Annotated in this window: 13 protein-coding genes; 9 read left to right on the forward strand and 4 right to left on the reverse strand. The window is 69.6% G+C overall.

The window, feature by feature from the left end; translation table 11 throughout:
• Positions 1-26: 26 nt before the first annotated feature.
• On the reverse strand, positions 27-1,541 hold the full coding sequence (locus P3G67_RS04695) for a hypothetical protein (RefSeq protein ID WP_276092306.1): 1,515 nt from the start codon (positions 1,539-1,541) through the stop codon (positions 27-29).
• A gap of 179 nt (positions 1,542-1,720) precedes the next feature.
• On the reverse strand, positions 1,721-1,957 hold the full coding sequence (locus tag P3G67_RS04700) for a hypothetical protein (protein ID WP_269854309.1): 237 nt from the start codon (positions 1,955-1,957) through the stop codon (positions 1,721-1,723).
• 260 nt (positions 1,958-2,217) lie between these two features.
• Here P3G67_RS04700 and P3G67_RS04705 point away from each other — a divergent pair, with 260 nt between their 5' ends.
• Positions 2,218-3,192, forward strand: coding sequence for a carbohydrate kinase family protein (locus P3G67_RS04705; RefSeq protein WP_276092307.1), 975 nt, complete (start codon positions 2,218-2,220; stop codon positions 3,190-3,192).
• Positions 3,193-3,257: 65 nt separating this feature from the next.
• Here the strand turns inward: P3G67_RS04705 and P3G67_RS04710 are convergent, their stop codons facing one another.
• Positions 3,258-4,646, reverse strand: a complete 1,389-nt coding sequence (locus P3G67_RS04710; protein ID WP_276092308.1) for a cysteine desulfurase/sulfurtransferase TusA family protein — start codon at positions 4,644-4,646, stop codon at positions 3,258-3,260.
• Positions 4,647-4,971: 325 nt separating this feature from the next.
• Here P3G67_RS04710 and ctaC point away from each other — a divergent pair, with 325 nt between their 5' ends.
• The 4 genes from ctaC to P3G67_RS04730 all read left to right on the forward strand — a co-directional run bounded on the left by ctaC (position 4,972) and on the right by P3G67_RS04730 (position 9,574).
• Positions 4,972-6,003, forward strand: a complete 1,032-nt coding sequence (ctaC, locus tag P3G67_RS04715) for an aa3-type cytochrome oxidase subunit II (RefSeq protein ID WP_276092309.1) — start codon at positions 4,972-4,974, stop codon at positions 6,001-6,003.
• Positions 6,000-7,727 (forward strand): aa3-type cytochrome oxidase subunit I, encoded by a 1,728-nt coding sequence (gene ctaD / locus P3G67_RS04720; RefSeq protein ID WP_269854313.1) that lies wholly within the window; start codon positions 6,000-6,002, stop codon positions 7,725-7,727. Before ctaC ends, ctaD begins: the two co-directional genes overlap by 4 nt.
• On the forward strand, positions 7,724-8,122 hold the full coding sequence (locus P3G67_RS04725; RefSeq protein WP_269854314.1) for a cytochrome c oxidase subunit 4: 399 nt from the start codon (positions 7,724-7,726) through the stop codon (positions 8,120-8,122). Before ctaD ends, P3G67_RS04725 begins: the two co-directional genes overlap by 4 nt.
• Before the next feature lie 168 nt (positions 8,123-8,290).
• A complete protein-coding gene (locus P3G67_RS04730; RefSeq protein WP_276092310.1) occupies positions 8,291-9,574 on the forward strand; it encodes a L,D-transpeptidase in 1,284 nt (427 codons plus the stop codon).
• A gap of 3 nt (positions 9,575-9,577) precedes the next feature.
• Here the strand turns inward: P3G67_RS04730 and P3G67_RS04735 are convergent, their stop codons facing one another.
• Complete coding sequence (locus tag P3G67_RS04735; RefSeq protein WP_269854316.1) at positions 9,578-9,985, reverse strand: hypothetical protein; 408 nt, start codon at positions 9,983-9,985, stop codon at positions 9,578-9,580.
• A 270-nt stretch (positions 9,986-10,255) separates the two neighbouring features.
• On the opposite strand from P3G67_RS04735, the gene ctaE reads away from it, so the two are divergent.
• The 4 genes from ctaE to qcrB all read left to right on the forward strand — a co-directional run bounded on the left by ctaE (position 10,256) and on the right by qcrB (position 14,438).
• A complete protein-coding gene (gene ctaE / locus P3G67_RS04740; protein ID WP_269854317.1) occupies positions 10,256-10,876 on the forward strand; it encodes an aa3-type cytochrome oxidase subunit III in 621 nt (206 codons plus the stop codon).
• Positions 10,877-10,939: 63 nt separating this feature from the next.
• On the forward strand, positions 10,940-11,746 hold the full coding sequence (gene qcrC, locus P3G67_RS04745; RefSeq protein WP_269854318.1) for a cytochrome bc1 complex diheme cytochrome c subunit: 807 nt from the start codon (positions 10,940-10,942) through the stop codon (positions 11,744-11,746).
• On the forward strand, positions 11,743-12,798 hold the full coding sequence (qcrA, locus tag P3G67_RS04750) for a cytochrome bc1 complex Rieske iron-sulfur subunit (RefSeq protein WP_269854319.1): 1,056 nt from the start codon (positions 11,743-11,745) through the stop codon (positions 12,796-12,798). The genes qcrC and qcrA overlap by 4 nt, the downstream gene beginning before the upstream one ends.
• Positions 12,795-14,438: a cytochrome bc1 complex cytochrome b subunit gene (gene qcrB / locus P3G67_RS04755; RefSeq protein WP_276092311.1), complete on the forward strand. Its 1,644-nt coding sequence runs from the start codon at positions 12,795-12,797 to the stop codon at positions 14,436-14,438. Before qcrA ends, qcrB begins: the two co-directional genes overlap by 4 nt.
• Positions 14,439-14,504: the final 66 nt, after the last annotated feature.

Consider the following 14,504-nt stretch of genomic DNA (forward strand, 5'->3'; position numbering starts at 1 on the left):
ACCGCCGCTCGCGTATCCGGCACCGTTCAGCCGCGCTGCGGCACCGCCCGGCCGTCCGAGGCGTCGTAGACCGTACGGGTGCCGAGCGGAGCGTCCAGCGTCACCCGCTCGCTGATCGACTTCGCCAGCATCACGCAGATCCGCTCGGGGTCCTTGGCGGAGCTGGTGATCCGGACCTTCACCGCGTCGGCCGACTGGCTGACCACGCTCGCCGAGTACGTCGAACACACCCCGCCCCAGAAGCGCAGAGTGAGCGTGCGGCTGTCCGCCGCGTAGGACTCGACGTGCGTGGCGGTGCCCGGCGAGGGCGCCGCGCTGGGCGGGGGCGCGACGTACTTCGGGTCCACCGCTGGCTGGGCGATCTCCACGGGCTGCTGGGCCGCGGGCTGGGCCACCTGGAACAGCCAGGACGGCACCAGCTCCGACTGTCCGCCCACGAACTGCGCGGACAGCCCGAACCGCGCCGCCCGTACGTCCAAGGTCAGCGGGGCGCCGGTGACGCAGCGCGCGGAAGGGCGCACCGGCAGGTCTCCGGGATCGGCGGGGCCACCGGGGTCGGCGCCCGCCAGGCCCGTGGCGCCCGGGTGCATGGTGCGGCACGGACCGGTGCCCGGGGTGGCGCCGGATCCGTTCAGCTCGTCCAGCGCCCGCCGCGCGCTCACCACCGGATACGCGGCGCCCCGGGCCAGCGCCGCCAGCCGCCCCGAACCGCTCAGCAGCCGCCCGTCCGGGCCCACCTGGAGCATGGTCTGCCAGCCGTGCGTCGGCAGACCGCCCACCATCGGGTCAACCTCGACGGTGCGCACACCGCCCGCCGCCCGCGAGGCGTCCACCCGCGCCCCGCCCAGGCCGAGCGCCGTCAACACCGGGGCGACGGCACGCTTCGCCTGGTCGGGCGGTACGGCCGGGCCGGGGGACGGGACCGCGGGCGCCGTCGACCGCATGGCGTCCTCGGGGGAGTAGCAGACGGCCTGCCCGGCACCGTCCGCGCCGCCGCTCGCGGTGGACGGGTGGCATCCGGTGCCAGCCCCGTTCCGCGCGAACGCCCAACTGCCGGGCGCCTGTTGGGTCACCTGCAACGTCGGGCCCGGCGCGTTGTGGCTCGGGGCGGCCCGCCACAGGCCGTGGTCCAGCGCGATCGGGCCGGACACGCCGAGCGCGGTCGCGAGCTTGGCCACGTCGTCCCGGGAGACCTGGCCGCGTGCCTGATACACGGGGGCCGAGCCCGGACCGGACGGCAGGGCTCCGGTCGCCTGGTACCGCACCCCCGGGGTGCCCGCGTCGCTCTGGCCCCAGCCGCTCAGCGCCAGTGGGGCCGGGCTGGACCCGGCGCCGGGCGCCGTCGGGCCGGGGGCGCCGCTGGCGGCCGACGCCGCCCAGTAGGCGCTGCCGCCGCCCGCCACCAGGACCGCCCCCGCGACCAGTGCCACGGCCAGCGGCGTTCGGCGCCCGCGGTGCTCACCGGTTCGCTCCGACAGGCCGGACGTACCGGCTGGTGACCCGTTCCCGGGCCTGCTCTCCGGGGTGCGCTCGATGCCCACCGTTCAGCTCCTTTCGGCTCCGTGACGGTGTGGATGTCACCATCCGCCGTGTGGCGGACGTGACTTGGACGGAGCCGAGTGCCGTACGGTTCCGCGTACAGCTTCGGAGCGCGGTGGGCTGCTTCGGGGGTGCGGCGGACTGCCGCGGGGCGGGCGGACTGATGTGTTCCGGCCGGGCTTCAGCTGCCGTATTCGGACATTTCCTCGACGGCGTGCGCGGAGGCGGCGGGGACCTTCGTACCGTGAATGGACGATGGCGGAACCGGAGGCGCCGCATCCAGGTGGGCTGTCGCCCAGCGGGAGGCGATGCGGCGGCAGTCGTCCAGCAGATCCGCGGGGGAGCCGGACTCCGTACCCGGGAAGCCGGGCACACCAGGCAGTTCGGTGAGCTCGGGGTGTTCGGCCTGCTCGGACATGGTGGCTCCCGGTTCTGAGGGGCGCGAGGGAATCGTGCGCACTGGTGACTTTATGCGCCGTTTACTGGGGTGGAAAGCAGTACTTTCCGGTAATTTCCTGGAGGACCCCCGAAGGCGTGGTCCTCGGCCAGCCGGTCCTGGCCGGAACGGTTCGGTACCGGCGCCGCATGGCGACCCGGTAGCGTTGGCTGGTCCAGTAGGCCCGCCCGCCACCCAGCAGTCCAGCCCGCCATCGCCCCCACCGCAGGAGCACACCCGTCGTGCGTATCGCTGTCACCGGCTCCATCGCCACCGACCACCTGATGACCTTCCCCGGCCGCTTCGCCGACCAGCTGGTGGCCGACCAGTTGCACACGGTCTCGCTCTCCTTCCTGGTCGACACCCTGGACGTGCGGCGCGGCGGGGTCGCGCCGAACATCTGCTTCGGCATGGGCGTGCTCGGGCTGCGGCCGATCCTGGTCGGCGCCGCGGGCTCGGACTTCGGCGAGTACCGGGCGTGGCTCGACCGGCACAACGTGGACACCGAGTCGGTACGGATCTCCGAGGTGCTGCACACGGCGCGCTTCGTGTGCACCACGGACGCCGACCACAACCAGATCGCGTCCTTCTACACCGGTGCGATGAGCGAGGCCCGGCAGATCGAGCTCCAGCCGATCGCCGAGCGGGTCGGCGGGCTCGACCTGGTGGTGATCGGCGCGGACGACCCGCAGGCGATGCTGCGGCACACGCAGGAGTGCCGGACCCGCGGCCTCGCGTTCGCCGCGGACCCGTCGCAGCAGCTCGCCCGGCTGGACGGTGACGAGATCCGGCTGCTGGTGGAGGGGGCGGACTACCTGTTCACCAACGAGTACGAGGCGGCGCTGATCCAGAGCAAGACCGGCTGGTCGCCGGAGGAGGTGCTGGCGAAGGTCGGCACCCGGGTGACCACGCTCGGTGCGAACGGCGTACGGGTCGAACGGGCCGGGGAGGCGCCGATCGAGGTCGGCTGCGCGGAGGAGGAGCGCAAGGTCGACCCGACCGGCGTGGGCGACGCCTTCCGCGCGGGCTTCCTGACGGGACTGGCCTGGCAGCTGGGCCTTGAGCGGTCGGCGCAGGTGGGCTGCATGCTGGCGACCTTGGTCATCGAGACCCTGGGCACCCAGGAGTACGAGTTGCGCAGGGCGCACTTCCTGGAGCGGTTCACCAAGGCGTACGGGGAGCAGGCGGCGGCGGAGCTGCGGGTGCACCTGGCGTAACGGGCGCCGCGCCGTGGGGCTCTTGGCGACGGCGTGCGGACGGCAGCCACCCTCCGCGGGGCGGGTTACGTGTGGCGGCGGACCACGTAGGCCGTGCCGCCCGGGACCGGGCGTTCGCCGGCGTACTGCTGGTCGCGCATGTCGCACCAGGCGGGGATGTCGAGGCGCGCCGCCTCGTCGTCGGACAGGACCGTCACCGTGCCCCCCATCGGAACGTCGCCGATCACCTTGGCGAGTTCGATCACCGGGATCGGGCACCGCTTGCCCAGTGTGTCCAGGACCAGGTCGGCGCCGCCCTCGGCGCCGCCCTCGGCCGGCGCGTCGGCCGTCTCCGCGAGGTGGCCGCGTACCCGCCGTACCGCCGCGGGCAGCACGTCGAGGAAGTGGTCGACGTCCGCCCCTGTCGTGCCCCGCGGCAGCGACACCCGTACGTTGCCCTCCGACAGCACGCCCATCGCCCGCAGCACATGGCTCGGCGTCAACGTGCTGGAGGTACAGGACGAACCGGACGAGACCGCGAAACCGGACCGATCCAGCTCGCCCAACAGCGCCTCACCGTCGACATACAGACAGGAGAAGGTGACCAGGTGCGGCAGCCGCCGTACCGGATCGCCCACCACGTCGACGTCCGGGACGAGTTGCGGAACCCGCGTGCGGATCCGGTCCACCAGGGCGGCCAGCCGCTCGCGTTCGGCCGCGGCCTCGTCCCGTACCGCGCGCAGCGACGCCGCCGCGGCCACGATCGCCGGAAGGTTCTCGAAGCCGGGCGCCCGTCCGCGCTCCCGTTCGTCCGCGGGCGCGGGCGCCGCGAACCGCACTCCCTTGCGCACCGCCAGCAGCCCAACTCCCGGCGGACCGCCCCATTTGTGGGCACTGGCCGTCAGCAGCGACCAGTCGCCCGGCACCGGCTCCCACCCCAACGACTGTGCCGCGTCCACCAGTAGCGGTACCCCCGCCTCCCGGCAGACCGCCGCCACCTCGGACACCGGCTGCACCGTGCCCACCTCGTGGTTGGCCGACTGCAGGCAGGCCAGCGCGGTGTCGGGGCGCAGCGCCGCCCGGTACGCCTCGGGCGCCGCCCGCCCCGTGCGGTCGACGCCCACCTCGGTGGCCGTGCCGCCGTCCGCCTCGTGCGCCTCGGCCGCGTGCAGCACCGACGAGTGCTCCACGGCGGACACCACGAGGTGACGGCCCGTCCGGCGGCGTCCCGCCAGCGCCCCGGCGACGGCGGTGTGCACCGCCCGGGTGCCCGAAGAGGTGAAGCTCAGCTCGTCGGGGCGGCAGCCGACCGCTTCCGCCGCCGTCTGCCGCGCGGCGTCCAGCAGCATCCGGGCCCGCCGCCCCTCCCGGTACAGCCGGGCCGGGTCGGCCCACCCCTCGTCCAGCGCCGCCAGCAGCGCCTGCCGGGCGACGGGGTGCAGCGGGGCGGTGGACGCCACGTCGAAGTAAGGCACGCTCCCGACGCTACCCCTCCCGGCCGACCAGGCGGAACGCCGGTCACCCGGCCCGTGCTCCCCCGAAGGCGGCATCCGGCAAACCGCACAAACCGCCACCCGCCCAGCGCTCCGTCAATTGGCCCTCGGAGTGGGGGATTCCACCCCTTCGGGGGCCATCCTCCGGCCGGTCCGGCGCGTTGGGACCCCTCCCCGCGTGGCCCCGATAAGCGTCCAGTAGGGTTTGGTCCGCATAAACATCCAAACCCTGCCCGCGCCAGGGCGCCGACCGCACGCAACGGCCGGGATCCGGGGCGCGCGGGCGAGACTCTCGGGAAGGCGCTACGTGAGTCCCAACGGCTCCGACCGCAAGTCGCGGCGCCCGATGCGGCGGCGGTTGCCGCAGGCGTTGGCCGCGGGCCTGGTCCTGGTGACCGCTACCGGTTGCACCTACAAGGACTTCCCCCGCCTCGGCATGCCCAGCCCCGCCACGGAAGAGGCACCGCGAATCCTTTCGCTCTGGCAGGGCTCCTGGGCCGCCGCACTGGCGACCGGTGTGCTCGTCTGGGGCCTGATCATCTGGTCCGTGATCTTCCACCGGCGCAGCCGGACGAAGATCGAGGTGCCCACTCAGACCCGGTACAACATGCCGCTTGAGGCGCTGTACACCGTGGTCCCCCTCGTCATCATCGCGGTGCTGTTCTACTTCACCGCCCGTGACGAGTCCAAGCTTCTGGAGACATCCAAGAAGCCCGACCACATCATCAACGTGGTGGGCTTCCAGTGGAGCTGGGCGTTCAACTACATCGAGGACGTGCCGGGCAGCCCGAAGTCCCCGACCGCCGTCCCGGCCGAGCTGTCGAGCATCCCGCCGACCGCCCTGGAGGGCATGCCCGCGAACGCCGGCGGTGTCTACGAGACCGGCACCCCGGCCGAATGGGACCCGGGCAACCCCAGCCCCGGCCCGACGCTGTGGCTTCCCGAGGGCCAGACGGTCAAGTTCGTCCTCACCTCGCGGGACGTCATCCACTCCTTCTGGGTGGTGCCGTTCCTGATGAAGATGGACGTCATCCCCGGCCACACCAACGTCTTCCAGGTCACCCCGAACAAGCTCGGCACCTTCATGGGCAAGTGCGCGGAGCTGTGCGGCGTCGACCACTCCAGGATGCTGTTCAACGTCAAGGTCGTCACCCCGGCCCAGTACCAGGCGCACCTGAAGGACCTCGCGAGCAAGGGGCAGACCGGCTACCTCCCGGCGGGCATCCCGACCACGGGTAACACGCGCGACGCGAAGACGAACCGGCAGCCGGGCAGCACGACCGTCAACCAGACGGGTACCGGCACGCCGGGCAACAGCCAGTCGGAGAGTGACAAGTGAGCATCCTCAACGAACCCCAGGGTGCTGCCGTCGGCGGAGCCACCGAGCTGCCGCCGGTACGGCGAAAGCAGCCGGGCAACGCGGTCGTGAAGTGGCTGACCACCACCGACCACAAGACGATCGGCTCGCTGTACCTGGTGACGTCGTTCGGCTTCTTCATCATCGGCGGCATCATGGCGCTGCTGATGCGCGCCGAGCTGGCCCGCCCCGGTCTGCAGATCATGTCGACCGAGCAGTTCAACCAGGCGTTCACGATGCACGGCACGATCATGCTGCTGATGTTCGCGACGCCGCTGTTCGCGGGCTTCACCAACTGGATCATGCCGCTGCAGATCGGTGCGCCCGACGTGGCGTTCCCGCGGCTGAACATGTTCGCCTACTGGCTGTACCTGTTCGGCTCGCTGATCGCGGTCGGTGGCTTCCTCACCCCGCAGGGTGCGGCTGACTTCGGCTGGTTCGCCTACTCGCCGCTGTCGGACGCGGTCCGCTCGCCGGGTGTCGGCTCGGACATGTGGATCATGGGTCTGGCCCTCTCCGGCTTCGGCACGATCCTCGGTGCGGTCAACTTCATCACCACGATCATCTGCATGCGCGCTCCGGGCATGACGATGTTCCGGATGCCGATCTTCTGCTGGAACGTGCTGCTGACCGCGGTGCTGGTGCTGCTCGCCTTCCCGGTGCTGGCCGCCGCGCTGCTGGCGCTGGAGGCGGACCGCAAGTTCGGGGCGCATGTCTTCGACGCGGCCAACGGCGGTGCGCTGCTGTGGCAACACCTCTTCTGGTTCTTCGGCCATCCAGAGGTGTACATCATCGCCTTGCCGTTCTTCGGCATCATCAGTGAGGTCATCCCGGTCTTCAGCCGCAAGCCGATGTTCGGCTACATCGGCCTGGTGGCCGCGACCATCACCATCGCCGGTCTGTCGGTGACCGTGTGGGCGCACCACATGTACGTCACCGGTGGTGTGCTGCTGCCGTTCTTCTCCTTCATGACGTTCCTGATCGCGGTGCCGACCGGTGTGAAGTTCTTCAACTGGATCGGCACGATGTGGAAGGGGTCGCTGAGTTTCGAGACCCCGATGCTGTGGGCGATCGGCTTCCTGATCACCTTCACCTTCGGTGGTCTGACCGGTGTCATCCTGGCCGCGCCGCCGCTGGACTTCCACATCTCCGACTCGTACTTCGTGGTGGCCCACTTCCACTACGTGGTGTTCGGCACCGTGGTCTTCGCGATGTTCGCCGGCTTCCACTTCTGGTGGCCGAAGATGACCGGCAAGATGCTCGACGAGCGGCTTGGCAAGATCACCTTCTGGACGCTGTTCATCGGCTTCCACGGCACGTTCCTGGTCCAGCACTGGCTGGGCGTCGAGGGCATGCCGCGCCGCTACGCGGACTACCTGGCGGCGGACGGCTTCACCACGCTGAACACCATCTCGTCCATCAGCTCGTTCCTGCTCGGCTTGTCGATGCTGCCGTTCTTCTACAACGTGTGGAAGACCGCCAAGTACGGCAAGAAGGTCGAGGTCGACGACCCGTGGGGCTACGGCCGTTCGCTCGAATGGGCGACGTCCTGCCCGCCGCCGCGGCACAACTTCCTCACGCTGCCGCGCATTCGCTCCGAATCCCCGGCGTTCGACCTCCACCACCCGGAGATCGCCGCGCTGGAGCTCGAAGCCCACGGCGAGAAGGCCCTGGCCGGTGCCGAGGGTAAGGAGGCCGGAAAGTGAAGATCCAGGGCAAGATGTTCCTGTGGCTGGCGGTGTTCATCCTGCTGATGGCCATCGTGTACGGCGTGTGGTCCCACGAGCCCGCGGGCACCACGGCCCTCTTCCTAGCCTTCGGCCTGAGCGTGATGATCGGCTACTACCTGGCCTTCACCGCGCGCCGCGCCGACACCGGTGCGCAGGACCGGCCGGACGCCGATGTCGCGGACGACGCCGGCGAGCTGGGCTTCTTCAGCCCGCACAGCTGGCAGCCGCTGGCCCTCGCCGTCGGTGGTGCGCTGGCCTTCCTGGGCATCATCTTCGGCTGGTGGCTGATGTACTTCTCCGCCCCGTTCATCCTGGTCGGCATCTTCGGCTGGGTGTTCGAGTACTACCGTGGCGCGGACCAGCGCTACTGAGCCGCAGGGCAGACCGCAGGGCCGGGGCCCGGACACCGCTTCCACAGCGGGTCCGGGCCCCGGCCCTTGCGCCGTACGGGGGGCGGGACCTCGCCCGCGTGGCGGTACGGCTCCCCGATTGCCGGAACGCGACGCGCGGGGACGGGTGATATTTCTTACCTTGTGACCATGAGTCAGATATCTCGCGGTCACTGGGTGATATGCCGTCTTTCGTACCTGGCGCTGCTGGCGCCGCTGGCGGCCGAGCTAACCGCCTGCGGGGGATCCGGGAACCCGCTGGCCGCCGCGCCGTACGACGCGGCGGGACAGGTCTCGTACAGCACCGGGGACGGCAGTCGCCAGGTCGACCCGAACAGGCCTCTGGACATATCCATCAAGGGCGACGGCAACCGGATAACCGACGTGACAGCCACCGACGCCGCAGGACACTTCGTGCGCGGCGAACTCGGCGCCGACCGCACCAGATGGCACAGCACCTCTCCGTTCGCCGCAGGAGCCCACTACACGGTCCGGGTGAGCACCGAGAACGCCAACGGCGCCCAGGGCCGCCAGAGCATCGCCTTCGACACCCGGCCCGCCCGTGACACCCTCGGCGTCAAACTCGGCCCGGACTCCGGCGACTACGGCGTCGGACAGCCCATAACCGCCGAACTCAGCCAGCCGGTCAAGGACCCGGCCGCCCGGGTGGTCGTGGAGAGCGCCCTGCACGTCAGCTCCGTCCCGGCGGTCACCGGCGCCTGGCACTGGGTGGACGACCGCACCCTGCACTACCGGCCGCGCGAGTTCTGGCCGACCGACGCCAGGATCAACGTAACCAGCACCCTGCTCGGCGCCCGAATACAGGGTCAGCTCTACGGCGGCGAAGCCAAACCCGTGACGCTGCACACCGGCGACCAGGTCATCGCGGTGACCGACGCAGCGGCGCACCACCTCACCCTCAGCCGCAACGGCAAGGTCCAGCGCGTCATCCCGGTGACCACCGGCAAACCGGGCTTCTCCACCCGCAACGGCATCAAGGTGGTGCTGGACAAGGAGTCCTTCGTCCGCATGAAGAGCAGCACGATAGGCATAGCCGAAGGCAGTTCGGACTCCTACGACCTGCCGGTGCACTGGGCCACCCGGGTCACCTGGAGCGGTGAGTTCGTGCACGCCGCGCCCTGGTCGGTGGGCTCGCAGGGCTCGGACAACGTCAGCCACGGCTGCACGGGCATGAGCACCGAGAACGCGCACTGGTTCTTCGACCAGGTGCGCAACGGAGACATCGTCCAGGTGGTCAACAGCCAGGGCGCCACCATGGAACCGTTCGGCAACGGCTTCGGCGACTGGAACCTGACGTGGGACCAGTGGACGAAGGGCAGCGCGATGGGCGCCCGCGGCGTCAACCGGCCCGGCGGCCAGAACCCCTCCGCGCCGCGGCCGACCAGCCCGGCAAGGCTCACCCCGCGGATGTGACCGTCAGGTGTTGGCGGGCGAGCGGTCCCGGTCGCGCAGCAAGCCCGCCAGCGCTTCGGCCAGCGCCATCGGATCGATCGGGTGGGACACGGCGGCGTCCGCCCGGCTCCAGGTGGCCAGCCAGGCATCCTGCGGGCGCCCCATCAGCAGCAGCACCGGCGGGCAACGGAAGACCTCGTCCTTGATCTGGCGGCACACCCCCATGCCGCCGGCCGGGACCGCCTCGCCGTCCAGCACGCAGACGTCGATCCCGCCCTTGTCCAACTCGGACAGCACGGCCGGGACCGTGGCGCACTCCACGAACTCCACCCGCGGCACGTCCGCCGCGGGCTGGCGCCCGACCGCCAGCCGGACCTGCTCCCGGGTGTTCCTGTCGTCGCTGTAGACGAGCACCGTGGCGGTCTGCTGCATGGGCTTCAGCCTCCTCGTCGAGGTTCGCCGCGCGGCCGGTGACCGCGGCGCGGTCGCGGCGATGCTACTCCCGCCACGGCCCGCCCGGAACGGTACGGGAAACTCCCGACGTGCCGTCAGTAGCGGGCGTGGGCTGGGCGGACGGGCCGAGGACGGCCGTGGCTTCGCTCCTTCGAGGGACGGGCGCGGTACGCCACGCGAGTCGCCGAACAGCCCTTGACACACCGAATCGCACCCCCCGGAGTGAGCGCGAGATAAGCGACCGACATAATGTCGGTCGTGGCGACAGCAACAGCAGTAGAAACCGGGCACGCGCACCCGTCGGTCAACCGGCCGAACCTCGTCAGCGTGGGAACCATCATCTGGTTGAGTTCCGAGCTGATGTTCTTCGCGGCCCTCTTCGCGATGTACTTCACCCTGCGATCGGTGACCGGCACGGCCTTCTGGCACAGCCAGAACGACGCGCTGAACGTGCCGTTCTCGTCAGTGAACACCACGGTCCTGGTGCTCTCCTCGCTCACCTGCCAGCTCGGCGTGTTCGCTGCCGAGCGCGGTGACGTGAAGAAGCTGCGCCTCTGGTTCGTGATCACGTTCATCATGGGCGCGATCTTCATCGGCGGACAGATCTTCGAGTACACCGACCTGGTGAAGCACGACGGTCTCTCCCTGAAGTCCAGCCCCTACGGCTCGGTGTTCTACCTGACCACCGGCTTCCACGGGTTGCACGTGACGGGCGGTCTGATCGCCTTCCTGCTGGTCCTGGGCAGGACGTACGCGGCCAAGAGGTTCACCCACGAGCAGGCCACGGCGGCCATCGTCGTGTCCTACTACTGGCACTTCGTCGATGTCGTCTGGATCGGCCTCTTCGCCACGATCTACCTGATCAAGTAATTCGGTCCGCAGAGGACCACACCAGAAGCATCGACGCAGAAGATCCTGACACCGGGGTAATCCGTGAAAAAGCTCTCCGCACGACGGCGCCACCCGCTGGCGGCGCTCGTCGTCCTACTCTTCGCGCTTGCGGCCACCGGGGGGCTGTATGCCGCGTTCGCGCCGGCTGAGAAGGCGCAGGCCGACTCCGCGCAGTCCCTAGCGACCGAGGAGGGCAAGAAGCTCTACTCCGTGGGCTGTGCCTCCTGCCACGGCACCTCCGGGCAGGGCACCCACAGCGGTCCGAGCCTGGTCGGTGTCGGTGCCGCCGCGGTGGACTTCCAGGTCGGCACCGGCCGTATGCCCGCCCAGCAGCCGGGTGCGCAGGTCCCGCGGAAGAAGGCCATCTACGACCAGGCCCAGATCGACCAGCTCGCCGCGTACATCGCCTCGCTCGGTCCCGGCCCGGCCATCCCGTCGAAGCAGCAGTACAGCCCCGACGGCGCCGACATCGCCAACGGCGGCCAGCTGTTCCGTACCAACTGCGCGCAGTGCCACAACTCGACCGGCAAGGGTGGTGCGCTGTCCGAGGGCAAGTTCGCACCGACGCTTGACGGTGTCGACCCCAAGCACATCTACGAGGCCATGCTGACCGGGCCGCAGAACATGCCCAACTTCCCGGACAGCACCCTGCCGTCGAAGGACAAGAAGGACATCGTCGCCTACCTCGGGCAGGTCGACAGCTCCAAGAGCGAGAGCCCCGGTGGTCTTGAGCTCGGCGGCCTCGGACCGGTCAGTGAGGGTCTCTTCGCCTGGGTCTTCGGTCTCGGTGCAATGATCACCGTGGCCATTTGGGTCGCCGCTCACACGGCAAAGGCCAGGAAGTCATGAGCAACGAGGACATGTCAGAAGCAAACCTGCCGAGTGAGCGGGAGCACGCTCACCACGGTGCGGTCGAGCCGGTCGGCGACCCGTTCGCCGACCCGGGCCTGCCGCCCCACGAGCCGCGCCGTCAGGACATCGACGAACAGACCGCCAGGCGCTCCGAGCGCACCGTGGCGCTGCTGTTCGTGCTGTCGATGATCGCGACCGTAGGCTTCATCGCCTCCTACGTGATCTTCCCGATCGGCAAGATCGTCTACATCTTCCCGTTCGGGCACGTCAGCGCGCTGAACTTCTCCCTGGGCCTGACCCTCGGTGTCGCGCTGTTCGCCATCGGCGCCGGAGCGGTCCACTGGGCCCGCACGCTGATGTCGGACGAGGAGATCCCGGACGAGCGGCACGCCATCGAGGCGACGCCCGAGGTCCGCGAGAAGGTCTTCGCCGACTTCCGCCAGGGCGTCAAGGAGAGCCAGTACGGCCGCCGCAAGCTGATCCGGACCACGATGATGGGCGCCCTGTCCCTGGTCCCGCTGTCCGGCGTCGTCCTGCTGCGCGACCTCGGCCCGCTGCCGGAGAAGAAGCTGCGGACCACGGCGTGGCGCAAGGGCATGAAGCTGATCAACGAGAACACCAATCAGCCGCTGCGTCCCGAGGACATCGGCGTCGGCTCGCTGACGTTCGCCAAGCCGGAAGGCCTGAGCGAGGACGACGAGAACTTCCAGACCGTCATCGCCAAGGCCGCGCTGATGATCGTCCGGCTCAACCCGGAGGACATCAAGGACAAGCGCGAGCTTGAGTGGTCGCACCAGGGCATCGTCGCCTACTCCAAGATCTGCACCCACGTCGGCTGCCCGATCAGCCTTTACGAGCAGCAGACGCATCACGTGCTGTGCCCCTGCCACCAGTCGACGTTCGACCTCTCCGACGGTGGTCGGGTGATCTTCGGCCCGGCGGGCCACGCCCTGCCGCAGCTGCGGATCAGCGTCAACGCACAGGGCTACCTCGAAGCGCTCGGCGACTTCGCGGAGCCCGTCGGCCCGAGCTTCTGGGAGCGCGGATGAGCACTGCAAGCCATGAGGCGAACGCCTCCGCACGGCGGGGCAAGGCCCCGGCCGGTGAGCGGTTGGCTGACTGGGCGGACGGCAGGCTGGGTATCTACGGCCTCGCCAAGGCCAACATGCGCAAGATCTTCCCGGACCACTGGTCCTTCATGCTCGGTGAGGTCTCGCTCTACAGCTTCGTCATCATCATCCTCACGGGTGTGTACCTGACGCTGTTCTTCCACCCGAGCATGCAGGAGGTCGTCTACAACGGCCCCTACGTACCGCTCCAGGGCATCCGCATGTCGGAGGCCTTCGAGTCGACCATGCACATCAGCTTCGAGGTGCGCGGTGGTCTGCTGATCCGTCAGATCCACCACTGGGCGGCGCTGGTCTTCGTGGCCGCGATGCTCGTGCACATGATGCGGGTGTTCTTCACCGGCGCGTTCCGCAAGCCGCGTGAGGTCAACTGGGTCTTCGGCTTCCTGCTGCTGGTCCTCGGCATGTTCACCGGTTTCACCGGTTACTCGCTGCCGGACGACCTGCTGTCGGGTACCGGTGTCCGGTTCATGGAGGGCGCGATCCTGTCGGTCCCGATCGTCGGGACCTACCTGCAGATGTTCCTGTTCGGCGGCGAGTTCCCCGGGCACGACTTCGTCTCGCGCTTCTACACGATCCACATCCTGCTGCTGCCGGGCATCATGGCCGCGCTGCTGGTGGGCCACCTGATCCTGGTCTTCTACCACAAGCACACGCAGTGGGCGGGCCCCGGCCGTACCAACAAGAACGTGGTCGGCATGCCGCTGCTGCCGGTGTACATGGCGAAGGCGGGCGGCTTCTTCTTCCTGGTCTTCGGCGTCATCGCGGCCATCGCGGCGATCGCCACGATCAACCCGATCTGGGCGTTCGGCCCGTACCGGCCGGACCAGGTGTCCACCGGTGCGCAGCCTGACTGGTACATGGGCTTCTCCGAGGGCCTGATCCGTGTCATGCCCGGCTGGGAGATCAACCTGTGGGGCCACACCCTCCAGTTGGGTGTGTTCATCCCGCTGATCATCTTCCCGCTGGTGCTGGTGACGATCGCCGTCTGGCCGTTCATCGAGGCCTGGGTCACCGGTGACGACCGCGAGCACCACATCCTGGACCGGCCGCGCAACCGCCCGGTGCGCACCGGCTTCGGTGCGGCGTGGATCTCCTGGTACCTGATCCTGCTGGTGGGTGGTGGCAACGACCTGTGGGCGACCCACTTCCACCTGTCGATCAACGCCATCACGTGGACCGTCCGCATCGGCTTCTTCCTGGTCCCGGTGCTGACGTTCGTGATCACCAAGCGGATCTGCCTGGGTCTGCAGCGTCGTGACCGCGACAAGGTGCTGCACGGTCGCGAGACCGGCATCATCAAGCGGCTGCCGCACGGTGAGTTCATCGAGGTGCACGAGCCGCTGCCGCAGGACCAGTTGCACACCCTCACCGCTCACGACCAGCCCAAGCCGCTGGAGATCGGCCCCGAGGTCGACGAGAACGGTGTGGAGCGCAAGCTGGACCGCAAGACCAAGCTGCGCGCCAAGCTCTCGCGCGCGGTGTACGGCGAGGGGGCGCAGATCCCCAAGCCGACCGCGGCCGAGCACGCCGAGATCACCAGCGGCCACGGCCACCACTGATCCCGCCGTCAACCGGCACTGATCGCCACAGACCAGGACCCCGGTCCGGTCCCCGCCACAGGGACC

It is taken from the genome of Streptomyces silvisoli, from assembly GCF_029269905.1.
In the GTDB taxonomy this organism is placed as follows: Bacteria; Actinomycetota; Actinomycetes; order Streptomycetales; family Streptomycetaceae; genus Streptantibioticus_A; species Streptantibioticus_A silvisoli_A.